Source organism: Dyella sp. 2RAB6 (genome assembly GCF_052115385.1).
GTDB lineage: Bacteria > Pseudomonadota > Gammaproteobacteria > Xanthomonadales > Rhodanobacteraceae > Dyella_D.
The window spans coordinates 46,675-69,735 of record NZ_JBFRGP010000013.1; the positions used below are offsets into that span (position 1 = coordinate 46,675).

Annotated in this window: 19 protein-coding genes; 13 read left to right on the forward strand and 6 right to left on the reverse strand. The window is 67.1% G+C overall.

The genetic code is table 11. The features are described 5' to 3' along the window. The first annotated feature begins 2 nt into the window (after nt 1-2). The 11 genes from AB4083_RS16955 to AB4083_RS17005 all read left to right on the forward strand — a co-directional run bounded on the left by AB4083_RS16955 (nt 3) and on the right by AB4083_RS17005 (nt 13,018). Nucleotides 3-401, forward strand: coding sequence for a DUF4150 domain-containing protein (locus AB4083_RS16955; protein ID WP_441609260.1), 399 nt, complete (start codon nt 3-5; stop codon nt 399-401). Continuing rightward, nucleotides 401-868 (forward strand): hypothetical protein, encoded by a 468-nt coding sequence (locus tag AB4083_RS16960; RefSeq protein WP_441609261.1) that lies wholly within the window; start codon nt 401-403, stop codon nt 866-868. Before AB4083_RS16955 ends, AB4083_RS16960 begins: the two co-directional genes overlap by 1 nt. Nucleotides 869-905: 37 nt before the next feature. After that, nucleotides 906-2,312 carry a type VI secretion system baseplate subunit TssK gene (tssK, locus tag AB4083_RS16965; RefSeq protein WP_441609262.1) on the forward strand — a complete coding sequence of 469 codons (1,407 nt, stop codon included), beginning with the start codon at nt 906-908 and terminating at the stop codon, nt 2,310-2,312. Next, complete coding sequence (locus AB4083_RS16970; protein ID WP_441609264.1) at nt 2,309-3,079, forward strand: DotU family type IV/VI secretion system protein; 771 nt, start codon at nt 2,309-2,311, stop codon at nt 3,077-3,079. Before tssK ends, AB4083_RS16970 begins: the two co-directional genes overlap by 4 nt. Continuing rightward, a complete protein-coding gene (locus AB4083_RS16975) occupies nt 3,076-7,110 on the forward strand; it encodes a type VI secretion system protein (protein ID WP_441609265.1) in 4,035 nt (1,344 codons plus the stop codon). The genes AB4083_RS16970 and AB4083_RS16975 overlap by 4 nt, the downstream gene beginning before the upstream one ends. Before the next feature lie 17 nt (nt 7,111-7,127). Next, the gene (gene tssA, locus AB4083_RS16980) at nt 7,128-8,288 is read left to right on the forward strand and encodes a type VI secretion system protein TssA (RefSeq protein WP_441609267.1); all 1,161 of its coding nucleotides are present in this window, start codon (nt 7,128-7,130) and stop codon (nt 8,286-8,288) included. A gap of 71 nt (nt 8,289-8,359) precedes the next feature. Then, nucleotides 8,360-8,950 (forward strand): hypothetical protein, encoded by a 591-nt coding sequence (locus AB4083_RS16985; protein ID WP_441609269.1) that lies wholly within the window; start codon nt 8,360-8,362, stop codon nt 8,948-8,950. Between the two features lie 56 nt (nt 8,951-9,006). After that, nucleotides 9,007-9,597 (forward strand): hypothetical protein, encoded by a 591-nt coding sequence (locus AB4083_RS16990; RefSeq protein ID WP_441609271.1) that lies wholly within the window; start codon nt 9,007-9,009, stop codon nt 9,595-9,597. 46 nt (nt 9,598-9,643) lie between these two features. Then, the gene (locus AB4083_RS16995; protein ID WP_441609272.1) at nt 9,644-10,726 is read left to right on the forward strand and encodes a M91 family zinc metallopeptidase; all 1,083 of its coding nucleotides are present in this window, start codon (nt 9,644-9,646) and stop codon (nt 10,724-10,726) included. Nucleotides 10,727-10,811: 85 nt separating this feature from the next. Continuing rightward, complete coding sequence (locus AB4083_RS17000; protein WP_441609273.1) at nt 10,812-11,945, forward strand: hypothetical protein; 1,134 nt, start codon at nt 10,812-10,814, stop codon at nt 11,943-11,945. Between the two features lie 74 nt (nt 11,946-12,019). Then, entirely contained in the window at nt 12,020-13,018 is a 999-nt protein-coding gene (locus AB4083_RS17005) for a M91 family zinc metallopeptidase (RefSeq protein ID WP_441609275.1), read from the forward strand. Here the strand turns inward: AB4083_RS17005 and AB4083_RS17010 are convergent. Next, nucleotides 12,999-13,778, reverse strand: coding sequence for a hypothetical protein (locus tag AB4083_RS17010; RefSeq protein ID WP_441609277.1), 780 nt, complete (start codon nt 13,776-13,778; stop codon nt 12,999-13,001). The two genes, AB4083_RS17005 and AB4083_RS17010, sit on opposite strands and share 20 nt — an antisense overlap. On the opposite strand from AB4083_RS17010, the gene AB4083_RS17015 reads away from it, so the two are divergent. Next, complete coding sequence (locus tag AB4083_RS17015) at nt 13,777-15,150, forward strand: hypothetical protein (protein ID WP_441609279.1); 1,374 nt, start codon at nt 13,777-13,779, stop codon at nt 15,148-15,150. The genes AB4083_RS17010 and AB4083_RS17015 overlap by 2 nt on opposite strands. On the opposite strand, the gene AB4083_RS17020 is transcribed toward AB4083_RS17015, so the two are convergent. The 5 genes from AB4083_RS17020 to AB4083_RS17040 are packed head-to-tail and all read right to left on the reverse strand — an operon-like array spanning nt 15,147 to nt 20,369. Further along, complete coding sequence (locus AB4083_RS17020; RefSeq protein ID WP_441609281.1) at nt 15,147-16,022, reverse strand: helix-turn-helix transcriptional regulator; 876 nt, start codon at nt 16,020-16,022, stop codon at nt 15,147-15,149. The genes AB4083_RS17015 and AB4083_RS17020 overlap by 4 nt on opposite strands. 15 nt (nt 16,023-16,037) lie before the next feature. Continuing rightward, on the reverse strand, nt 16,038-17,621 hold the full coding sequence (locus AB4083_RS17025; RefSeq protein ID WP_441609282.1) for an alpha-amylase family glycosyl hydrolase: 1,584 nt from the start codon (nt 17,619-17,621) through the stop codon (nt 16,038-16,040). Nucleotides 17,622-17,635: 14 nt separating this feature from the next. Beyond that, nucleotides 17,636-18,448: an alpha/beta hydrolase gene (locus AB4083_RS17030; protein ID WP_441609284.1), complete on the reverse strand. Its 813-nt coding sequence runs from the start codon at nt 18,446-18,448 to the stop codon at nt 17,636-17,638. After that, complete coding sequence (locus tag AB4083_RS17035; RefSeq protein WP_441609286.1) at nt 18,445-19,554, reverse strand: zinc-binding dehydrogenase; 1,110 nt, start codon at nt 19,552-19,554, stop codon at nt 18,445-18,447. The genes AB4083_RS17030 and AB4083_RS17035 overlap by 4 nt, the downstream gene beginning before the upstream one ends. Next, the gene (locus AB4083_RS17040; protein ID WP_441609288.1) at nt 19,551-20,369 is read right to left on the reverse strand and encodes a phytanoyl-CoA dioxygenase family protein; all 819 of its coding nucleotides are present in this window, start codon (nt 20,367-20,369) and stop codon (nt 19,551-19,553) included. The genes AB4083_RS17035 and AB4083_RS17040 overlap by 4 nt, the downstream gene beginning before the upstream one ends. Nucleotides 20,370-21,077: 708 nt before the next feature. Here AB4083_RS17040 and AB4083_RS17045 point away from each other — a divergent pair. Next, the gene (locus tag AB4083_RS17045) at nt 21,078-23,057 is read left to right on the forward strand and encodes a CocE/NonD family hydrolase (protein WP_441609290.1); all 1,980 of its coding nucleotides are present in this window, start codon (nt 21,078-21,080) and stop codon (nt 23,055-23,057) included. Nucleotides 23,058-23,061: the final 4 nt, after the last annotated feature.

Sequence of the window (23,061 nt, forward strand, 5' to 3'; positions counted from 1 at the left end):
CCATGTTCGTCAACACCAACCTCGGCGTGCTCAACCTGGCGTTCCCGGACGTGTGCTTCGTGCCGGTACTGGGCGTGCCGGTGCCGATGCCGTTTCCGAATATCGCGTTGTCGTTCGCGGATATTCCCGCGCAGTTCCAGGTGATCGTCGGCGGCGGCCTGGCGGAGAACCTGGTCACCGTGGGCGCGCTGAGCAATGGCGACCAGCCGGGGGCGGAGGGCGGGGTGGTCTCGCATCTGTTCATGGGGCCGTTCCGCTCGATCCTGGGCAGCTTCAAGGTGTTCATGGGCGGCATTCCCTGCACCCACATGCTCGGGCTGGTAGGCCAGAACGGCTTGCTGCCGAACATGGTGGGCGTGTCGCTGACACCGGCCCAGGTCACCGTGCTGGTGCTGAGCTGATGCACGCTCGCCTGCTCCTGCTATTGACCTTGCTGCTGGCCACGCTGGCCGGCTGCAGCTCGGTGAACAAGCTGCTCGGCCGCACGCCGACCACCACGCTGTCCAGCGTGCGCGTGGCCGCGCCGCCGGGCGCCAACCTCAATTCGGCGGTGCAGCTGGACCTGGTGTTCCTGTACGACACCAAGAACGAAGCCATGCTGCCCAATACCGGGCCGGAGTGGTTCGCGCAGAAGACCGCGCTGATCAACGGGCTGGGGACCTCGGTCGACGTCGTGCACCTGGAGATCCCGCCCGCGCAAGTGATCGATCCGGTGCCCTTGCCCAAACGCGCCGGCAAGGCGGTGGGCGTGTACGCCTTTGCCAACTATCTGTCGGCGGACGGGCAGGCGCGCGCCGACCTCACCAAGTTCAAGCGGGCGGTGGTGTGGCTGCAGGCCACCCAGCTCGCCGTGACCGAACAGCCATGACCGCACGCTCGATTGAATCAGCCGCAGGGGAAGCGCCATGAACGCCACCGTCGACACCCTCGACAGCTTGCCCGAGCCGGTCTCCTGGTCGGAGGGCATGCTGCTGTCGCCGCATCACTTCCAGCAGAACGACATCTACTGGAACAACCTGCTGCAGCGCCGCCTGGTGATGCTGCAGCCATATGCCTGGGGCGTGCTGGACATGGCACTGGACCCCACCGAACTGGTCAAGGGCCGGGTGGTGTTCCAGCGCCTGCGCTGCGTGATGACCGACGGGCTGGTGATCGACTATCCCGGCCATTTCGCGCCGGCCGGCCTGTCCATCGACTTGAGTGGCACCGACTGGAACCAGCAGAAGCAGGTGCGCGTGCATCTGCGCGTGCCGGTGCGCGGCAAGGGCGCGGCCAGCGATATCGGCGACATGCAGCGCTACACCATCGAGCGCGGCAACCTGGAGGCGGACGAGAACACCGGCAAGGACGAGATCGTGGTCGATCGCATGCGGCCCAAGCTCAGCCTCGCCGCCGGCGACAACGTGGCCAAGAGTTACTGCTCGGTGCCCTTGCTGGAGCTGTACGGCGATTCGCGCGGCGTGCACCTGGCGCCATTCCATCCGCCGATGCTCAGCATCGGTGCGTCCGGCTTCCATGGCGACACCGGCCTGCAGCGCTCGCTGGCCTCGTTGTCGGAACTGCTGTGGAAGAAATACCGCGAACTGCTCGGCGTGCGCCTGGACGATCGCGGCCAGCCGCGCCTGGACAGCGAGAGCAGTGCGCAGGTACAGGCCGCGCGCCATCTGGTGATGGCGATGCCGACCTTCGACGTGATGCTGCAGTCGCCGAACACCCACCCGGCCGATCTGTACCTGGGCCTGTCGCAATTGGTGGGCTTCGTCGCCGCCACGCCGGGCGCGCCGCCGCCGCCGGTGCTGGGCGCCTACGACCACGACGATTGCATGCCGGGCTTCACCCGCGCGATCGCCTATGTGCGCGACCAGCTCAACCGGCTCAACGCCAATTTCCGCGTGCTGGAATTCCAGCGCGTGGGCAACTCCGGCTTCCGCCTGCAGCTGCCGCGCGGGATCGATACCGGCAAGCTGCTGATCGAGCTGGCGCCGCGCGCCGGCCAGAACGCGGCCACCATGAGCCAGTGGCTGGGCAGCGCGCGCATGGCCAACGAGGAGCTGATCTACCTGCTGGTGCGCCGCCGCTATCCCGGCGCCACGGTGAAGGAGGCGACGCCGCAGCAGGTGGCCGCGATCAACCTGCGCCCCGGCGCCTTCGTGTACGAGGTCAACAACGCCACCATCGAAGGCGAGGACGGCGCCGCGCGGCCGCTGATCGGCGAAGGCCACACCTTCGTCATCCTCGGCGAACCGGACGAGCACGTGCCGGCGGCGATCACCCTGTACCTGCCGCGCGAAGGAGCCCCGCCGCGGCCATGAACGCGACCGTCGCCTCCTCCAACTTCCTGCTGGGACGCTTCGCGGCGTTCTACGAGGAAGTTGCGCAGGTCAAGCTCGCCATCCAGAAGGGCGAGCTGATGCGGCTGCTGCAGCCGGATAACCCGCATGGAGAGATAGCGGCGCACCAATGCGTGGAGCGCATCGCGCACCGCCTGCTGGCCGTGCTGGACCGGCAATCGCGCGACGTGCAGGCCGCGGCCACCAGCGCGGAACTCGAAGCGTACCGGCGTGCGCGCTATGCGATGGTGGCGCTGGCCGACGAGATCTTCATCCTCGAACTGCACTGGCCCGGCGCCGAGCACTGGCCCGAGCACCTGCTCGAATACACGGTGGAGCGCTCGCGCGTGGCCGGCCGGCGCTTCTTCGACCTGGTCGACGACCTGATGGGCGCGGGCGAGCGCAGCACGCTGGACGCCGATCTCGCCGCGGTGCTGCTGCTGGCCATGCAGCTCGGCTTCCAGGGCATGTACCGCGGCGCCGAAGGCTTGAAGAAGCTGCGCCAATATCGCGCCCGGCTGTATCCGCTGGCCAGTGGCCGCAAGCTCGGCAGCATGGAGGCGCGCGCGTTTCCGCAGGCTTATGACTACACGGTGGTGTCCGACCGCGACAACACGCGCATCGCGCTGGCGCCGTGGCTGCGCGCCGCGGCCTATGGCGCGGTCATCTACCTGGTGCTGTCCTCGCTGGTGTGGCTGTTGCTGACCTGGTCGCTGCTGGACACGATCAACAGTAGTGCAGCGACATGAACCCGGCCGCCGCACCCGCTGCCGCCTCGACCGCCGCCGCCGGCTCCGCCAGCGGCGGCTTCGATCCGTTGTTCCTGCTGCTGGCGGTACTGGCGGCGCTGGCGTTCCTGCTGATCGCCTGGCTGATGTGGCGGGCGCGCTCGAAGAGCATCGCCGCACGCCCGGCGCAGAATCGCGATGGCCAGAGCGGGTGGGTGCGTCTGCGCGACGGGTTGCGCCGGCGCTACGCGGTGATCGAGCGCGCGCTGCGCTATCTGTGGGCGCGGCGCGACTGGCGCTACAAGAGCTCGTGGGTATTGCTGATGGGTTTCCCCGGCGACGGCAAGAGCAGCCTCGCCGCTTCGTTGCCGAAGGACCTGCAGCGCGCCAGCCACCAGCGCGAGGCCAGGCAGGAGCAGTACCTCAGCCAGGCCGTGCCCAACAGCCAGTGGCTGTTCCTGGAGAAGGGCATCCTGATCGACCCGGACGGCGTGCTGGGCGAGCCGCTGAAGCCTGCCGGCGGCAGCAACGCCTCGGCCACCGACACGCCCGGCGCACGCTGGAGCGACATGCTGGCCGATATCGACAGCCTGCGCCCGGACCGCGCGCTGGACGGCATCGTGTGGGTGATCTCGGCACAGCGCCTGTGCGCGGCCACCGCCGAGCAGCGCGCGGCGATGGGCCGCTACGCGTATGCGCGCATCCACGAGTTGCAGGATGCCTTTGCCTACGCGCTGCCGGTGTACGTGGTGTTCAGCCATTGCGACAGCATCCCCGGCTTCGATGGCTTCTGGGGTACGCAGGACCCGCGCCTGCAAAGCCAGATCGTCGGCTGGTCCAGCCCCACCCTGGACGACAACGGCCTGCCGGCCGACTGGGTGCCCAAGGCCTTCGACAAGCTGATCGAAGGCATGCGCAGCCTGGTGCTGGAAGCGGCCACCAGCCATGACCATATCGACGACGTCGACGGTTTCTTCCTGTTTCCGCAGCACATGCGCAGCCTGCAGGAGCCGGCGCTGGATTTCCTGTCCACGCTGTTCAAGACCAATGTGTACGAGACGCGCTCGTTCTGCCGCGGCCTGTACTTCAGCGGCGCGGTGGACGCGAGCAAGCGGCCGGAGGTGGCCGGGCCGCGCAAGGACATCTCCTTTGTCGAGGGCTTTATCCGCGACAAGGTGCTGGCCGAGCAGTGCCTGGCGCAGCGCACGCAGAAGGGACTGCTGGCGCGCAACCGGCTGATCCGGCGCCTGCAGCTGAGCCTGATCGCCCTGGCGGTACTGCTGGCGGTGGCCTTGCCGTGGAGCGCGGCGCGGGTGAACCACCATGCGCAGGGCTTGCGCGACACGCTGTTGAATATCCAGCTCAACAGCCGCTCGCTGGCGCAGCATGGCTGCCTGGACCGGGAGCGCGTGTACAAGCTGATCGCGCAGATCACCACCTTGAGCGAGGACACCCGCTACGCCGCGATCCCGCTGTCGTGGGTGGACGGGCGCATCCATCACGGCATCACCGAGGTGGTGTCCAAGAACGCGCTGCAGCAGGTGGTGCTGCCGTCGATGGCGTGCAAGCTGCAGCAGCGCATCGACGAGATGTCCGCCGCCACGCTCAAGGTGTCGGAGAACACCGTGGCGCCGGATGCCGTGTATGCCGACTACCTGGCCCAGCTCAAGCGCCAGCTCGATCAGTTGTCGACGCTGGAGGGCGGGCTGCTGCGCTTCGACCGCATCGCGCAGCCGGGCATGGCCGACCGCAGCAGCCAGCTGCTGGATTTCGGCGCACTGGCCGATTACCTCTACGGCAGCCCGTTGCCGGCGGACACGATCAAGCGCGACAGCCCGCTGGCCGATGCGCTGGCGGCGGCCACTTATGCGGACGCGCCGGCGATTTCGCCGGAACTGCGCGAGCGCCTGGGCAAGCAGTTCGAGCGGATGGCCGGGCAGGCCGAGCACGATCTGCTGCACCGCGCGGCCGACGGCGTGCCGCTGCTGTCGACCCTGCAGGAAGGCAAGCCGCCGCTGCTCGATACGCTGCGCGGCTTCAACAGCTGGCTGGCCTGGGTGCACAAGAGCTGGCTGCTCAGCACGCCGGAGGACAACCCCTGCACGCGCATGGGCGCGGAAATCGCGCCGGGCATCGAGCACCTGATCAAGAACCACCATTACGACCCCGAGCTGCGCAACACGCTGGGCTATTTCGACCTGGAAAGCTGCTACCAGCCGGCGGTGGACAGCCTGCGCAGCGCCACCCTGGCGCCGTATGGCGCGCTGTTCGTGGTCAATCCCAGCAACCACCAGCTCGAAGGCATCAGCCCGGGCCTGGGCCGCGAGGTCGGCGGCCTGCACACGCTGGCCGGCATGGCCTTCATGCAGGTCAAGTCGCCGCAGCAGTACAGCTGCAACGGCGCTGCCGGTGGCTGGCGGCCGAGCACCTTCGACGAACTGCTGACGCAGTTGCGCGAGTACCAGGAATTCGCCAGTCACGAAAAGATCGAGCAGACCGGCAACAACGCCGAGCAGCCGCTGTACGAGCGCATCGCGCGCACCCAGTTGCAGCTGGCCTTGCAGGACAGCCTGGCGCGCAACCAGCGCGGCCAGGTGCAGGCGATCGATACCGGCCTGGACGCGACCTCGCAGCTCGACCACGAGCTGGCGGAGGAGAGTTCCAGTCTTTCCGCCACAGTGGAACCTTTGCTGCAGGCCCAGCAGCGCATGCGCCAGCTCGGCTTCGGCAGCCTGGCCGACGAGGTGGGCCAGTGCGCGCAGAACTACGCGTCCAGCATGCTGCTGGACGTGTCGGAGCTGGCCTCGGCCAGCCATCTGTACGACCCGCCGGCGCCCAGCGGCGGCGACGACAGCACGCCGCTGTTCGACCTGGGCAGCGTGCCGGTGCTGCAGGGTTACCTGGACCGCCAGCTGCAGCGCGCGGAGGTGTTGTCGCGCTACGCGGCGCCATTCGCGACGCTGCTGAGGCAGACCCACGGCGTGAACAACAGCCAGCGCATCAATACCCAGGTCGACGCTTACTGGGGCGGCACCATCAGCGAGTTGAACCGCGCGGTGCAATTCGCCGACCCCGCCGGGCAGGTGGCGCACCTCAACGATTTCTTCCTCAAGCAGCTGGCCAGCCTGAGCTATGCCAACTGCGAGGCCACGCTGGCCGCATATACGCCGGCGGCCGTGGGCAACGATCTGTTCTCCTCGCGCCGCGGCGATATGGAAAAGCTGGCCAGGGCGGCGTGCTCGGGCCGCGGGCAGGCTAGTTCGGACCTGCATTACGCGCGCATCGGCATGCTGTTCAACAGCCAGCTCGCGGGACGCTATCCGTTCGGCCCGGTCGATTCGCGCGAAGTGTCGCCGGCGGTGGTGAAGGCGTTCTTCGTCTACTACGCCAAGGAGAAACCCGAGCTCAAGGCCTGGCTCGAGCATGCCAGCGGCGCGCGCGCGGCGAAGATGAAGACCTTTATCGGCCAGCTCGATGCGGTGGAGAGTTTCTTCGCCGGCAATCTCTCGGCACAGCCGCAGAGCCTGCCGGTCCAGGTGAAGGTGGGCTTCCGCGCCTTGCCGGACCGCTCGCCGATCAGCAACCAGCTGATCGGCTGGACCGTGCGTGCCGGCGGCGCGCAGGGCGCGGCCTGGCCAGGCGCGGACGACAGCTTCGCCTGGAGCCTGGGCACGCCGCTGTCGCTGGATCTGCAATGGGCCGACCGTTCGCGCTATCTGCCGGTGCCCGACGCCGCGCAGCCGGAGCTGCAGGCCAGCGGCTATCACGCGGTGTTCGAGACCGGCGGTTCGTGGGCACTGCTGCGCTGGCTGGATGCGCACGCCGCGGCGCCGGAGAACGGTGCGCTCGATCCGGGCCAGCGCATGTTGCATTTCCAGGTGCCGGTGCTGGACAGCAGCGCCGCGAAGGATGCGAGCACGGCGCCCAGGAGCGGCACGGACAAGGCCGAGCTGTACCTGACCCTGAAACTTTCCGGCACCGACGCCACGACCAAGGCGCCGGTGCCGCTGGAGGCGCCCGCGTTCCCGCGCGACGCGCCGGTGTTGTGGTGACCTGACGGAGTGGAGCGATGAGCCAGTACGCGCAAGCCAGGAGCAAGGACGTCGCGTCCGATGAGGCCATGCCGGAAGCAGCGGCCATGGGCCGCGACGACGGCGGCTATTTCGAGCACCGCCTGGGGCTGTCGCTGGCGCGGTTGCTGGCGCCGCTGGACGGTGCGCAACCGGCGGGTGCTTCGGCGCGCGGCAGCATGGGCTTCCGCATGATCCAGCAGTTGCGCCAGAGCGACGACGCCAGCCTGCCGATGGGCGCCTGGGCGACCGAACCGCGCCGCGCCAACTGGCCGAAGGTGTCGCAGCTGGCGGCCGGCATGCTCGACACGGTGGGCAAGGACCTGCAACTGGCCGCGTGGATGCTGGAGGCGGAGCTGCACGAGGGCGGCTACGCCGCGCTGATGCCGTGCTTCGCGCTGCTGCGCGGCCTGTGCGAAGACTGGTGGGACAGCCTGCATCCGCGCGGCGACGGCGATGGCTACGACGCGCGCTGCAATATCGTGCGCTGGATCAACGAGAAGCTGCTCAACACCATCGCGTTGCTGCCGCTGGTGGAAGACGACGAACACGTCGCGAGCTGGTCGCAATGGGAGCTGGCGCATTACCACGAGCGCATGCGCGCGGTGAACGGCAACCTGCCCGACGAGGCCCAGGACGCCGCCACGCTGGACGATCTGCACGGCGTGCTGGCGCGGATGGACGCGGTGGACTTGCGCGAACGCCATGCGGAGCTTGGCGATGGCCGTGCAGCCATCGCCGCATTCGAGCATGTCTTGCGCGAACAGCTGGGGCCGGAGACGCCGCCGCTGGGGCGGCTGGATGAGTTTCTGGCGCGCATCGAAGCGCTGCTGCGCGGCGAGCTGACGCGGCGCGGGCCGGCGGCGCTGCCGCCGGTGGCGCCGCTGGACTTCGACCAGGAAGCGGGCGAAGAAGACGAAGGCAGCGAGCCGCGTGCCGCGCACGACCTGTTCGGTGAACGCGAACGCGCCTACCAGGTGCTGGCGCAGATCGGCGAGTACCTGATGCAGGTGGAGCCGCACAGCCCCGTGCCGTACCTGATCCGCCGCGCGGTAGCGTGGGGCGGCTTGAACGCGGCGGAGCTGTATCGGGAGGTGTTTCAGAAAGGGGGCGGGCGGATCGAGATCTTCGAATTGCTCGGCGGCGAGGCGGAAAGCTGAGCATCCGCCGTACGCGACGGCGCCGTCGATAACGGCCCATTGAACCTGTCTACGTCTACGAGGAAGCGCACATGCCAAGAGGTCCCAACCGTGACTGGACCCGCAAGGCCATCCGCGACGGCAACACCATCATCGGGCACATCCATTACACACCCTCGAACCAAGGGGCCTATCAAACCCTCAAGACCGAGGCGAACGCGCCGCGCGTGAATCGCTTCGGCAGCCGCCAGGTACTGCGTGGCGACGGCACCATCAAGACGGCCTATGCCTCGGGCAAGCTGCGCCGGCGCAATGCCAACGCCGCGCGCCTGGCGCTGGCGGGAGTCAACACGCTCAACCCCCACTACAACCCGCCCAATACCCACAAGGCGCATCTGGTCTCGGACGCTTTCGGCGGGCCCAGCGTGCCGAACAACCTCGCCAACGAACGCCGCGCCGTCAATCTGAGCGGGCACAAGCGGATCGACAACCGCATCGACCGGTTCATGACCGCAGTGGCCGGCGGCAACAACCACTACGCCACCAACCGCGGCGGCATGGTGGTGAAGGAGTCGTATCGCCACGCCAGCGGTGCGCCGAAGGGGCGGCTCTATATGGTCAGCGTGAAGAACCAGGCCACCGGGGCGAAGACCTATCACAAGTTCACCTTCAAGCCGCTTTGAGCGAGGGGCTTCGGGCTCGCGGGCGACGCTACGTACGCTGAAGAGGAGGCAGGCATATGCCAAAGAACCGCAACTGGACCTGGGCGCCGGTGAAGGAGGGCAACCAGACCCTCGGGCGCGTCAATTATTCGGCCAGCGATCGGGCCACCTACCGCGCGTTCAAGGTCGAGGCCAATGCCGCGCGGGCCGCGGGCACCCGCTTCGGCCATCGCCGGGTCAATCACCCGGGCGGCCTGGGCGTGCAGCGGGCTTATGCGTCGAGCAAGCTGCGGCTGCGCCCGACCAACGCGGCTCGCATGGCGCTGGCGGCCGTCAACGTGCTCAATCCTGGCCATCTGCCGGTGCCGCGCAACAAGTCGCACCTGATCGCCGACAAATTCGGCGCACCGAGCGTCCAGCAGAACCTGTCCAACGAGCGGCGCTCGATCAACCTGCGCGGGCACAAGGTGATCGAGAACCGGATCACCCGCCTGCTGCGCGCGGCCAGCGGCGGCAATACACATCACGCCACGATACGCGGCGGCATCGTGGTGCGTGAAAATTTCAATCTGGCGGGGCAGCCCACCGGGCGGCAGTACATGGTGAGCGTGAAGCACCTGGTCACCGGCAACCGCACCTTCCACAAACTGACGTTCAATCGCAACTGACATCCGGCGTCCGCGTGGCGCCGGCCGGTAGCCCAAGGAGTTCCCCATGCCTAAGGACAGTCTGAGAACGCGGGTGGTCGAAAAATTCGCGGCCGCCAACCGCACCGGCGTCGCGCCGAAGATGACGGCGCGCGAGCAGCGCATCGTCGACAAGGTCAGCTCGAAGCTTGCCAAGGCCGTCGCCACCGGCAAGCCTGCCGACATAGGCAAGCGCTGGCAGCCGGTGGTGTCGCGCGTGGCGCGCACCCCGGCCGCCGGAATCACGGCGCAGATGCTGGAGGCAAGGAAGGCGAAGCTCAAGCCGGTGGAACAGGTGCATGTGCACCGCGAGCTGAGCAACGTGCATGTGAAGCGCACGGACGGCGAAAGCGCGGCCGCCTTTACCGACCTGGCGGTGGATGCGCGCCGCTCGATGCACACCCTGATGAGCCAGAAGGGCGGCCACCAGATGATGAAGGAGGTCGATGCGCGCGTGACGCAGAATCGCCAGCACGCCGGCGACAACGCCGCGGTCTATATCCGCTCGACCAAGTCCAGCGACACCTCGAACATGAATGCGCCGCATCCGGTGCTGCCGGGCGTGAAGGAGGGTTATCGCTTCGATGGCAAGGCAGGCAAGGGCTGGGGCAGCGAAGTGCGCATCAACCCCAACGAGGCCAGATCGGACCGCTTTATCGGGCTGGGCCACGAGATGGTGCACGCGCACCGGTTGGCCCACGGCAGGGCGGTCAGCGTGCCGCAGCTCAGCCAGCCCGACCATCCGCTGTTCAAGGATCCGATTTCCGTGGGCGCCCAGACCGAGAAGAACATGAATGAGAAGCTCGGCCAACGCCTGTTGACGCTGGTCCATCGCACCACCCTGCTGCAGGAGGAGTTCGAGACGGTCGGCCTGAGCAAGCCGCCGGGCGGCGGGTTCCATCCGACGGAGAACATGCTGCGCGCCGAACACGGCCTCAAGGCACGCGCCGATTACTCCAAGGCCAAGCCCGGCCATACCGACAAGGACATCAAGGAGTTCGACGAGCTGTTCGACAATCGCTCCGGGATCAAGAAGGCCTGGCACGACCTGACGGGCGGTTCGCCGGCGCCGACGCCGCTGAGCGATATGGTCAAGCGGTACAAGAGCTGAGTGGAATAAAAGCCGACCTGAGCTCGCAGTGAGGCGGGCGGCTTCGCGCCGACCCAGGCGCGAGCGATCAACGCACGAGGTACCGATGCCGTCACATCCCGCCAAAGACAAGCCGACGCCGAAGCACCTGCATATGCAGGCGCGCAATGCCCGGCGCTTCAAGGGCGCAGGCAAGCCTTCTTTGCAGAAACAGCAGCTGGGCAAGCTTGCGCGCCGGGGACTGACGCCTGCGCTCAGGACCGAGTTGAAGCAGCTGCGCGGATCCTGGGTACCCTGGGTCAGGCAGGGCGGCGGCGGCCAGTACACGCGCAAGATCCGTGTGCGCACCGACACGGCATTGACCAGCCGCGCAGGAGGCGCGCAGAGCTTCGTCGGCATCGGGCTGGACGAGCATCTCGCTACGCGCCTGCTGAAGGCGCGTGCTCTATGGAGCGGCATCAGCAAGCGCAAGGCGCGGAATGTGTTCGACAACCGCTCGCGCACGGCCGACCTGGTCTGGTACAACCCGCCGCCGAACCAGGGCGCTGCGCCGGGCAGTTGGCAGCCTATCGCAGGCCATACGCCATCGATCAAGTCCGCCGCCGTCGGCGGGACCAAGTCCGCGATCACCGAGGGCCACGGCAACGGCCGCCCGGGCAGCGGGCGCGACGGCGCGCGCGAACTGGCCGTGGAACGGACCAGGCAGGACACCAACTCGCCCCGCCCGTTCTCCGACACGCTGGTGATGGGTACGCTGGCGACCATCAAGCATATGTCCGATCCGTCGACCCGGCTCAAGCTGGCCAGGCCGCACGTGAAGACGTTGCCGACGCCGCGCTATGCCGCGCTTACCGGCAATAAAGATCTGCGCAAGAAAAAACACTTCAAGAATCTGGTCGCCCACGTGCAAGAAGAGCGCGAGCGCAAGAAGTGGGAGGTCGGCTCGGTGATGCGCGGCGACAAGCGCCTGAAAGGCATGGTGCCGCCGGTGATACGCAGCTACCTGAAGGCGAACGCCAACCGGCCGCTGGCGGCGATGGAGGCGTTCCGCAAAGACGTGCACAACAAGGCCGTCCCTCCGCCGGTCAATACCTCGGTGGAGTCGGACACCCGCAATCTGGCGACCAAGTCGCTGCACCAGATGGCGACCAAGACCAACACGAGCGGACGCCGGCAGCGCTCCCTCAGCGATGCGCGGATGCTGCCGGTGGCGCCGCCGCAGAACAGTCGGGGACATTGAGGTATGCGTACCGGTCAGGCCCACGGCCCGGTCGCGCAGGCCGACCGGATATCGTCAGAGATCAGGAGTGAGGTATGCCCAAAGACAGCTTGAGAGCCCGGGTAGCGAACAAGATCGCCGAAGCCAACCGCACCGGTGCGGCGCCGGTATTCGCCCAGCGCGAGCAGCGCCTGGTGCCGGCGCTGGTGCGCTCGCCCAGGGCCGGCTTCACGCCGGGCTTGCTGCAGGCACAGAAGCAGCAGCTGCGGCGGGTGGAGGAGGTGCGCGTGCACGGTGGCCTAGACCATGTGCACGTCAAGCGTGCTGCCGGACAGGACGCGGGGGCGTTCGCGGACCTCGCCGCCGATGCGCGCCGTTCCATGCACACCTTGATGAGCAAGCCGGACGGCGAGCGGATGATGAAGGAGATCGACACGCGCAGCGCGCAGAACCGCGCGCATGCCGGCGACAACGCCAAGGTCCATATCAGCTCGACCAGGCCTACCGATGCCTCGAACATGAATGCCCCGCACATCGCACCCGGCCTGGAACAGGGCTATCGCTTCGCCGGCAAGGAAGGCAAGGGCTGGGGCAGCGAGGTGCGCGTCGACCCGAACGAAGCGAAGTTCAACCGCTTTGTCGGCCTGGGCCACGAGATGGTGCATGCGCACCGGTTGGCGCATGGCAAGGCAGTGGGCGTGCCGCAGATCAACCAGGCCAACCATCCCTTGTTCAACGATCCGATCTCGCAGGGTGCCAGGGTCGAGCGCGGCCAGAACGCCGAGTTCGGCGCGCACCTGATGAACGTGGTCCAGCATGCCAATCATCTGCAGGAGGAGTTCGAGACCGTCGGCTTGAGCAAGACGCCGCGCGGCGCCTTCAATCCGTCCGAGAACATGCTGCGTGCCGAGCACGGTCTGAGGGCGCGTACTGATTACTCCAAGGCGAAACCCGGCGCCGCCGACGACATGATTGCCAAGGGCGACGCGCTGTTCGACAACCGCTCGGCGGCGGCCAAGCTCTGGCACGGGATATCCAGCCGTTCGCCGGCACCGACGCCGGTAAGCGATATGGTCAAGCGCTACAAGGACTGAGCGCGGGACGGATAGCGTCGAAGCCTTGAGGGGGAGGCTCCATGTCCAAGGGCTGGAAGAGGTCGAGCAATGACATGACGGGCGGCCGGGCGCCTGGAGCCGACGAAGGCAGAAAGGTCAGCCGCGGCCGCGGTATGGCGAATCCGTCGCTGACGCCGCCGGCGCTGGTCGATGAGATCGAAGACTTCCCCGACTCGCCTCCGCCTCGATCGTCTTCGTCATCCGGTTCAAGGCAGGCGCGTTCGTCGTCGAGCAGTTCTTTCCGGCGGGGCAGCGCCCTGGGTACGCCCTCCGGCACGGCAAGCTCGCCGATGGGGCCGCCTGCTTCCGGGCGGCCTGCATCGTCCTTGTTCCGGCAGCCAGTGCCTTCGGCGCCGACGCCTATCGATCCGTTGGTAAATGACCCCATCGAGGAATACGACAGCTCGCCTCCGCGCGGCATCCGTTCACTGCACGGCACGACCAGCTCATCGCGGGGGGCGCCTGGACCGCGGCCATCGGGCGCGCGCCCTGGCAGCCTTCTGTTGTCGTCATCGTCATCGTCGCGAAGTCGCGGCGGTTCGTTCCAGCGCGGGCCTTCGCACGGTCCATCGATGGACGATTTCGATCCGATCGTGGACGACGCCGCCTCGCCCCCGCGCGGTCGATCTCCATCGCCGGTTCTGCGCCGCGCGCCGCCGCGCCTGAGTTTTTTGCCGGCAAGCCATTCGAGCTCTTCCTCTTCCTCTTCCTCTTCTTCCTCGTCTTCGATGCACGGCATGGGCGCCACGCCGCCCACGCCGGTTTCCGCATTCGCTGTGCCATCGACGTCGACTGCGTCGTCCAGTTCGCCGTCATGGGAGGATCTGAATAAATCCAAAAACGCGGCGGAACACCGTTTTTCCAGGAGCTGGTCGTGGTGGACGGCACAGCCTCGCTTTGCGTCGGGATCGCGCTACAAGGAGAACAACGAGCACGCTGGGGCCGGAGATGTGGCCAAGCGCGGCCAGCCCGAGGGTAGCCTTGCACGGCGCACGCGCGATCCGGCCAGGTTTTCCATCAAGGCACTGAGTGAGCTGGATGCGCGTCCCGCAAGCAAGCCTGGAACGCGCAGAGAGCAATTGGAGTTTCTCCAGCGCGAACGTGATCCTGACGGTTTTGCCAGGTTCAGTGCGGCCCTGGTCGCACCGGATCGCGAGGGCAGGGCGTCGCGCAGCGTGGCATTGGAGCCGCTGTATGCCGACGGCCGATATCGGGGCGTCGAACAGCAGGCGATCGACAAGGGGAAAGCCGTCTTCGGCGGATCCGGGCGAACCTATCCGGACTGGGTAGCCAGGTCCCGGCAAGGCGACGGCAGCTACAAGACGATCGCCTTCGATCTCAAGGTTCCGCTTTACAAGCCCGGCACCTTCATGCAGACATTTTACGAGCCGCAGGGCGCGACCGGCATCAAGCAGGAGTTTACGAAACGAAGGGAACGCATGGAACCAGGCACCGAGCAGCGCCTGGTGTTCGATCTGGTCAGCGGCGCGCATGACTATAAGAGGAGCAGGCAGGCGATTATCGATTTCGCCGGCACCCATCGGGATCGGTCGGGGAATTTCGTGGCCGATTCGGCGCAGTTTCTCTACCGCAGGGAGATCAAGGACAAATCCGGAGCGACCCCGCGAGGAACCGGCCGTTACGAAGTGAAGATGTCCAAGCCCATCGCGCTCAATCCATCGCCGACGATGGCTGCTTCCGGCCCGAGCTCCAGTTCAACAGCGGCTCCGGCGCTGCCGGGCCTCGGCGGAGCGGCTTCATCGACGCGGCAGCTGTCATCGTCGAGTGCCGGTTCGACCACGTTTGCTCCGTTGGCTCTTTCTGCCGCGCCCACCCACGCACTCGGCCCACCCGCGGTCAGGACAAGTTTTGGCGTGTCGCCCAGGCCGCCCGGTTCATCCAGTTCTTCGAGTGCGACCAGCTCTTCGAATGCGACGTCTGGCCCTCGTCTTTCCCTGGCCCCTGCACCGCATCCACCACCTTCGCCATCGTCCTCGACGGGTACCTCAGGTGCGAGGCAGGGCACTTCATCCAGTGCAAGCTCTTCGTCGTTGCGCTCCTCGACCGCCGCTTCGACCAACAAGGGCGGTGGTCATCAGGGGCCGCTCTAGATCGCTTCGGTCTGGCGGGCGCGTGGGCCAGATGGGCTCATCCGCCGGTAATCTTTCGGGGTCACGCCGAAATAGCGATGGAACAGCTCGCCGAAATGCGAAGGTGTGGAAAATCCCAGCGCTTCAGCGATAGCAGCCACCGGCTGGTTTGTCTCCAGCAAGCGCCGGCTCGCGAGATGCAAACGATGCGTGCGCACGTAATCGCTCCACGCCATGCCGACCTGCTGCTTGAAGCGGCGGCTGAAATAGGCCGGCGACAGCGCGCATAGCGCCGCGGCCTGTTCGGCGCCATGCGCATCGGCGGGACGGCGGCGCAGGCGGTCGATGGCCGGGCGCAGGCGTTGCAGGCCGTCGGCATGGGCGGGGAGCGCTTCGCCCTGGATGGGCTTCGCCAGCACGGCGGCGCGCAGCAGCGATTCGGTCAATGGCAAGGCGAGCGGATCGCCGCCATCCAGCTCGGCCAGCCATTCGGTCAGCGCCAGCAGGCGGCGGTAGAGCGTGCGGTCCGGCTTGGCGCAGAAGGCATGTTGCAGTCGTTCCATGCCCGGTGAACGTGCCAGCGCATCGACGACTGCCGCTTCCACCTGCACCAGCACCCAGTCGCGCGGTCCTGGCGCGAGCACGAAATCGTGATGCTGCATTGACGGTATGAAGGCGAGGTTGCGCGCGGTCAGTGTGTAGCGTTGATCGTCGGCGACGAAATGCCCATCGACGTCACCGAACAGCACCAGCTCGTACACGTCGTGGTAGTGCACGAAGGAACCGCTCTCGCCGACCTCGGGTCCCTGCCGCACGCGCTCGGCGCGTACCGGTGCGCCGGGGCGCAGTTCCACCGGTTCGCAGATCGGGCGTTCGAGATGGGGCAGGGCCATGGCCTGCGGGATCCCTCAGGGCGTGCCGAGCACGCGGACCTGCATAGGATGCAGCACCTGGCTGGCGGATGCCTCATGACTGTTGGCAAGCAGATCGGTCCAGCTCGCCTTGGCCAGGCCCGGTTCCAGTGCCGGGCTGGCGTCGGCCCTGCCGAGATTGACCAGCAGCAAGGTCTTGCGTGCGCCGTCCTCGCGCAGGATGCACAGCACCGGTGAGCCATCCGCGCAGGGGAGGCGCTGGCTGCCTTCGCGCAGCTCTTGTCGAGCCTTGCGCAGAGCGAGCAGCGTGCGATACCAGCGATAGAGCGAATCGGGCCTCGCCTGTTCCTCTTCCAGCGAAACGCCATCGTGCGAGCGGCTGTAGCGTTGCGTCCACCATGGGCGATCGCCCTGATACCAGATGGCCGAGCCTGGAGCCATCAGGTCGGCTTTCCAGCGGAACGCTTCGCGCGACGGGATCTGGATGCCGTCGGACAGCGGCACGATCTCCTTCAGGCCGAAGCCGCGGCCGCGCATGCCCAGCTCCTGGCCGTAATAGACCAGCGGCGTGCCTTTCAGCAGCAGGGCGATGGCCGCGCCGGCGCGCGCACGGGCCATGTTGTCGCCGACGGCGGACATGTAGCGGTCGACGTCGTGGTTTTCGAGGAAGACGAGTTGGTCCTTGCCTGGCGGGGTGATCGCGGCGGTGGCGCGGATCGCCTTGACGATGGCGGCCTTGTCCAGCGCCAGCAGCGCGCCGCGCAAGGGAAACGCAAACACCATGTCCGCATGGCCGTGGGTCAGCCAGTCGGCGCCGAAGCCCCAGTCGGATTGCTCGGCGATGATGCGCAACGGCGGGCGCCGTGCTTTCAGTGCCTGGAACAGCGGCTGCCAGAAATCGGCGAACAGGTGCTTGTCGAGGCCCTTGTTGTCCAGGTCGTCCATCATATGGTCGATGCGGAAGCCGTCGACGCCGTCGGTGCCGCTGCCGTCGCCGTGCGGGTCGGCCCAGAACAGCAGCAGGTCGCGGAAATAGCTCTTCAACGCCGGCTGGTGCAGGTCGAGCATGGCGATGCCGTAGTTGCCGCCATCGAAGCCGTACCACTTGGGTTTGTCGAGGAAGAATTCGGCGGTGCGGTGTCCGGCGTCGCGCCACAACAGGTAGTTGGCGTAGCGGCTGTCCGGCTTGCCGATGGCTTCGCGCCACCACGGATGCCCTTCGGCGACGTATTGGAATTCCTCGTCGCGGTAGACCTTCAGCCCGCGCGCATGCGCGGCGCGTACGAAGGCGAACCAGTCGTCCATGCTGCCGTACTTCGGGTCGATCGCCTTGAAGTCGGTGGCGAAGTAGTTGTGGTAGTACGGCGAGGGCTGCACCGGGGTGAGCAGGATCGAAGTGACGCCCAGCTCCTTGAGGTAGTCGAGCTTCGCGGTCAGGCCCTTCAGGTCGCCGATGCGGTCGCCGTTGCTGTCGTAGAAGCTGCGCTGGAAGATCTGATAGAAGACTTCGTCATGCGGCGCGGGACGCGGCGGATCGGCGGCGTGCGCGGATGCGATGGCCGCAAGCAGCAGCGCCAGCAGGAAGAGGCGGCGCGCCAGGTGTGACCTTGCCATGCTCATGCGGCTTGCTCCGTTCACGGGGTGGATGTCAGCACGTCGCCGAAGAAGCGCAGGGTATCGGCAAGGGCGCGGGTCCAGTAGGGCCAGTCATGTCCGCCGGGGCCTTCGGCGTAGTGGTGAGCGATGCCGGTGCGCTGCAAGGCGCGGTGCAATTCGCGGTTGGCTTCCAGCAGCGGGTCGTCCAGGCCGCAGTCGAAGCGGAATGGCGGTGGGATGCCCGGCGTGGCGGCGAGCGCGGCGAGGATGCTGTGATCGATGGGCGCCTGGCTCCAGCCGTCGCGGGCGTCTTCGATAAAGTCGTCGAACATGGCCGCTTCGGTCACCGCCGAATGTGCCGCGGCCGCGGCGATGCGGCGCGGGTACTTTGCCGCCAGGCGCAGCGCGCCGAAGCCGCCCATGCTCAGGCCGGCGAGCAGCAGGGGCGAGTCGGCGCTGCAGGCGGGAATCAGCTCGCGGGCCAGCGCCGGGATCTCGTCCATGATCCAGCGCTCGGCATCGTGGTCGTCGTGCGCGACGTAGCCGGAGCCATCGCCCCACAGTCCGTCCGAAGGCATCAGCAGCGCTACCGGCGGCAAGCTGCGCGCGGCGATCAGGCGGGCCGCGGTGAGATGGGCGGAGCCCTTCAAGGCCCATGCCCAATGCGAACCGTAGACGCCATGCAACAGCACGACGATGGGCAGCGCGGTGAGGTCGTGCGCTTCGACCGGCACGTACAGCGTGACATCCGCGCGGCGCCGCAGCGCGCTGCTCTTGACGGTGACGAACTCCAGGCCGTCCATCGGGATGGCCGGGTCAGGGCGCTCGATGGTGCGGAAGGAGGTGTTCATGCGATGCGCAATACACCTTTGTGGCTGCGCCCGGACAACATGTCGTCGAAGGCGCGGTCGAGCGCATGCAGGGGGTAGCGATGGGTGACCTGCGCATCCAGTTCCAGTTCGCCGCGCTCGACCCAGTCGAACAGGCGCGGGAAATCGCGCGCGGGCACGCAGCCGCCGTAGAGCGGAGTGACGTAGCGCTTGTTCCAGAACAGCTGCGGCAGTTCCAGCGCCGCTGGCCCATGCGCGCCGCTGACCTGCACCGCCTGGCCGCCGTTGCGCGCCAGGCGCAGCGGCAGGAAGGCGAGGGCGGCTACGCCGGTGGCTTCGAAAGCATGGTCGACGCCGCGCCCGTCGCTGAGCGCGCGCACGGCGCCAATCAGCGCTTCCTCGTCGTCACCGGCCAGCACCGCGTGGGTGGCGCCGAAGCCGCGTGCGCGTTCGAGGCGGGCGGCGACGCGATCGATGGCGATGATCGTCCGCGCACCGGCGAGGCGTGCTGCCTGGATCACATTCAAGCCCACGCCGCCGCAACCAACGACAGCCACCGTCTCGTCATAACCGACGGCGGCGACATTGACCACCGAGCCTACGCCGGTCATCACCGCGCAGCCGAGAATGCACGCGGGGTCGGTGCGCAGCGTCGCCGGCAGCGGCGTCACCGCTTCGCGCCGCACCACGGTGTGGCTGGCGAAAGTGCCCAGGTGGAACGAACGCAGCACCGCGCGGCCGCGTAGCCGCGTGGCGCCTTCGTGTGCGCTGCTGGTGCCCAGGCGCGGCACGTCCAGCTCGTGCGTGCGCTCGCATAGCGCGTCGCCGTCGTGCCGGCATTGGAAGCAATGGCCGCAGGGGATGGCCCAGTTCAGCAGCACCGGTTGGCCGGGCTCGAGACCTTGCACGTCGGGACCGACGCTTTCCACATGCCCGGCGCCTTCGTGCCCCAGCACCAGCGGCCCGCGCCAGCGCAGCGAGGCGTGGTCGGTATGGCACACACCCGCCGCGGCCATGGCGATGCGCACCTCGCCGGGGCCGGGCGGGTCGACTTCGATCAGGTCCAGCGCGAAACCGCCCTGGCCGTTGCCGATCATCGCCGGCCCGGTGAGCGTGCCAAGCTTCATGCCGCGACCGTGTGCTGGAACAGCAGCGGGTTCTTCGGCGTGTCGATGATCTCCCCGGCGATCGCGCCGGGACACCAGCGTTCCCAGTCCGCCTGCTGCATCGGGTTCGATGGCGCTTTCAGGCGCATGTCGCGATCCATATAGATCACCGTCATCACCGAACGCGGCTGCGTCGAACGGTTCGGGCCGGCGCGGTGGAAGGTCCAGCCGAGATGGAAGCTCACTTCGCCCAGCTCGAACGGCTCGTCCACGACGGGGAAGCCGTGCGCTTCCATGTTGGCGGTGATGGCGCGCTCGCTCTCGTCGGAAATGCCCAGGTCACGCCCGAACTCCACCGCCTGGCTGCCGGCAAAGAAGGCCAGCGGACCCATGTCCCGCGGCACCGCCTGCAAGGGCACCCAGGCGGTGATGGTGCGGTCGCTGCTGACGGGCCAGTAATACTGGTCGGCATGCGCCGGCGTGATGCCGCCGCCGGGTTCCTTGTAGAGCGACTGGTCGTGATACAGACGCACGCCATCCACCTCCAGCAAGGCCGCGGCGAGGCCGGCGAGACGGCGGCCGAACACGAATTCGCGCACGCGATCGCTGGCCTCCCACAGGTTCATCACCTGCAGGAAGGCGCGGTCGTAGGTGCTGCGCTGTGCCAGCGGCAAGGTCTGCGTGTTGAGGGCGATGGTGAGGCGGGTGATTTCTTCGCCGTATTGGCGTAGTTCTTCCGCGTTGAAAACCTGCCTGAGGCGGATGAAACCATCGCGGCGGAAGTTATCGATCTGCTGCGCGGTGAGGGTATGTGGACGGTCGAGATCGATGGGCATGGCGCGGCACCAAGGGACGGTGGTGGTGGCGGCATGCTAGGCAACTGGTGGGTGCCTTACATCGGGCGGGCTTGTCGAAAGAGGGGGGTGGACTATCGGATTCATGACCGGTCGAGGGTTCGTCGTTCGGACATAGAAGAAGTCGCTTGCTTCCGCCTGTGCATGAGCGCACCGGAGGGCCCATGCGCATGCGATCAGAAAAATGAGGCGGCGCCGCCGACATATTCCGTGCGGGAACAGGGGGCGCTTATACGGGGCGCCATGGGCATGACGCGCGGCTCCATGTTTCCAAGGCTGGCTCAACATCCGGCCCATGTTTTCCTCGCCATGTCTTCCTCGTGCTTTGAATGGGGAACGATCTTCCGGCGAACCGGCAGACCTCTCTGGTTCGGGCATGGACGCCGGCACGTCAGGCAAGCCGCGGCCTTACGCGCCACATCGGCGCGCCTCTTGCTCGTACGAGGCGTGCGCAACTTCGGGTGGCATATCGAACGGTTGGCATCGGCGGGCGATGGTAGGTCGGGCGGCATCGCAAGCTATCGCCAGCAGGCCTGTCTTTCAGACAAAAAGAGATGGACGTCCTCGATTCCGGAGCCGGCCGGCGCATCAGGCAACAGGGCTGCCCGGCGGGCCCGTCATGTGCATGCGCACAACGCGTGCCAGCCGGCCTCGCGTATAGTCGCGGCTTGGTCCCTGGGGAAAACTCGCATGCTACGCAAGCACCTGCCCACGATCCTCGGCGGCATGGCCGCCACTTTCTGTCTCGCGCTGCCGTTCACGGCGGCGGCCCAGGCCAAAGACCCGCAGGCCGAGCAGATCGCCAAGCGCAATGCCACCGAGAAGTCGCTTGAAGAGGCGGCGGTGGTGGAGCGCAAGGTGATGGTGAAGATGCGCGACGGCAAGCGCATGGCGGCGGACATCTATCGGCCCAAGGGTGCGGGCAAGGTGCCGACGATCTTTTCGCGCACGCCGTACAACTTCAACTACTGGGATGTGAAGCTCGGCGCGCCGCGCGACATGACGCGCGCGCTGGATGCGGTGAAGCACGGCTACGCCTATGTGGAGATGAACGAGCGCGGCCATTTCTTCTCCGAGGGCAATTACGACATTCTCGGCGCGCCGATCACCGATGGCGTGGACGCGGTGCGCTGGATTTCCGCGCAGCCCTGGTCCAGCGGCAAGGTCGGCACCACCGGTTGCTCCTCGACCGCCGAGTGGCAGATGGCAGTGGTGGCACAGAACGAGCCGGCGCTGGCCACGTTCAACGTGCAGGGCTTCGGCGCGGGCGTGGGCCGGGTCGGGCCTTACTACGAGCAGGGCAACTGGTATCGCGGTGGCGCGGTGCAGATGCTGTTTATCGCCTGGATCTACGACTACGGCATCCAGAACCAGGTGCGCCCGAATTTCCCGGCCGGCACCACCCAGGCCGAGCTGGTCAATGCCTCGCGCTATTTCGACCTGGCGCCGCAGATGCCGCCGGTGGATTGGGACAAGGCGTTCTGGCACCTGCCGGAAAAGGACATGATCAAGGCGCTGGACGGTCCGCCGGGGATCTTCGACACGCGCATGCCGGTGGCCACCGGCGGCAATATGGTCGCGCGCGCACCGAACGATCCGGCCTGGTACAAGGGCGGCCTGTGGCATGACAACATGAAGATCGCCAAGCCGGGCCTGTGGTTCATGAGCTGGTTCGACGTGTCGGTATCGCCCAACCTGGCCGCCTATAACGAAGTGCGCCGCACCGCACCCAAAGCGGTGGCGGACGAACAATACGCCGTCATCGCGCCGGTGCTGCATTGCGCCTATACCCGCGCCAGCGAGCACACCATGGTCGGCGACATGGACATGGGCGATGCGCGCTACGACTACAACGCCCTGATGTTCGGCTGGTTCGACCGCTTCCTCAAGGGCGAGGACAGCGACGTGGTGAAGAAGCAGCCCAAGGTCATGTACTACCTGATGGGCAAGAACGAGTGGAAGAAGTCGGCGACGTGGCCGCCGGTGGGCGCCACCACCAAGGAGTTCTATTTCGCCAGCGGCGGCAAGGCCAACACCATGTATGGCGACGGCAAGCTGGTGGCGCAGCCGGAAGCTGAAGATCATCCGGACCAGTTCGTATACGACCCGGCCAACCCCGTGATGACTTACGGCGGTGGCGGCTGCTGCCAGGGCAATGCGGTGAAGTTCGGCTCCTTCGACCAGCGCAAGGAGGAAACCCGCAACGACGTGCTGGTGTACGACAGCGAAGCGTTCGCGCAGGGCACCGAGGTCAGCGGGCCGATCAGCGTCACCCTGAATGTCTCGTCCAGCGCCAAGGACACCGACTTCACCTTCAAGGTGATCGACGTCGATGCGGACGGCCAGGCCTTCAACATCACCGAGAACATCCAGCGCATGCGCTACCGCAACGGCTACGACAAGCCGCTGGCCTGGATGAAGTCCGGCGAGGTGTATCCGGTGACGTTCCAGCCGATCGACACCAGCTACTACTTCAAGCCGGGCCACAAGTTGCGCATCGCGGTATCGAGCAGCAACTTCCCGCGCTTCGACCGCAACCTCAACACGGGTGGCAACAACTTCGACGAGGCGGCCGGTGTGATCGCCAACAACGCGGTGCACCACAGCAGTGCGTATCCGTCGAAGATCGTGCTGACCGTGGTGCCTGAGGCGAAGGCTGGTACGGACTGACACG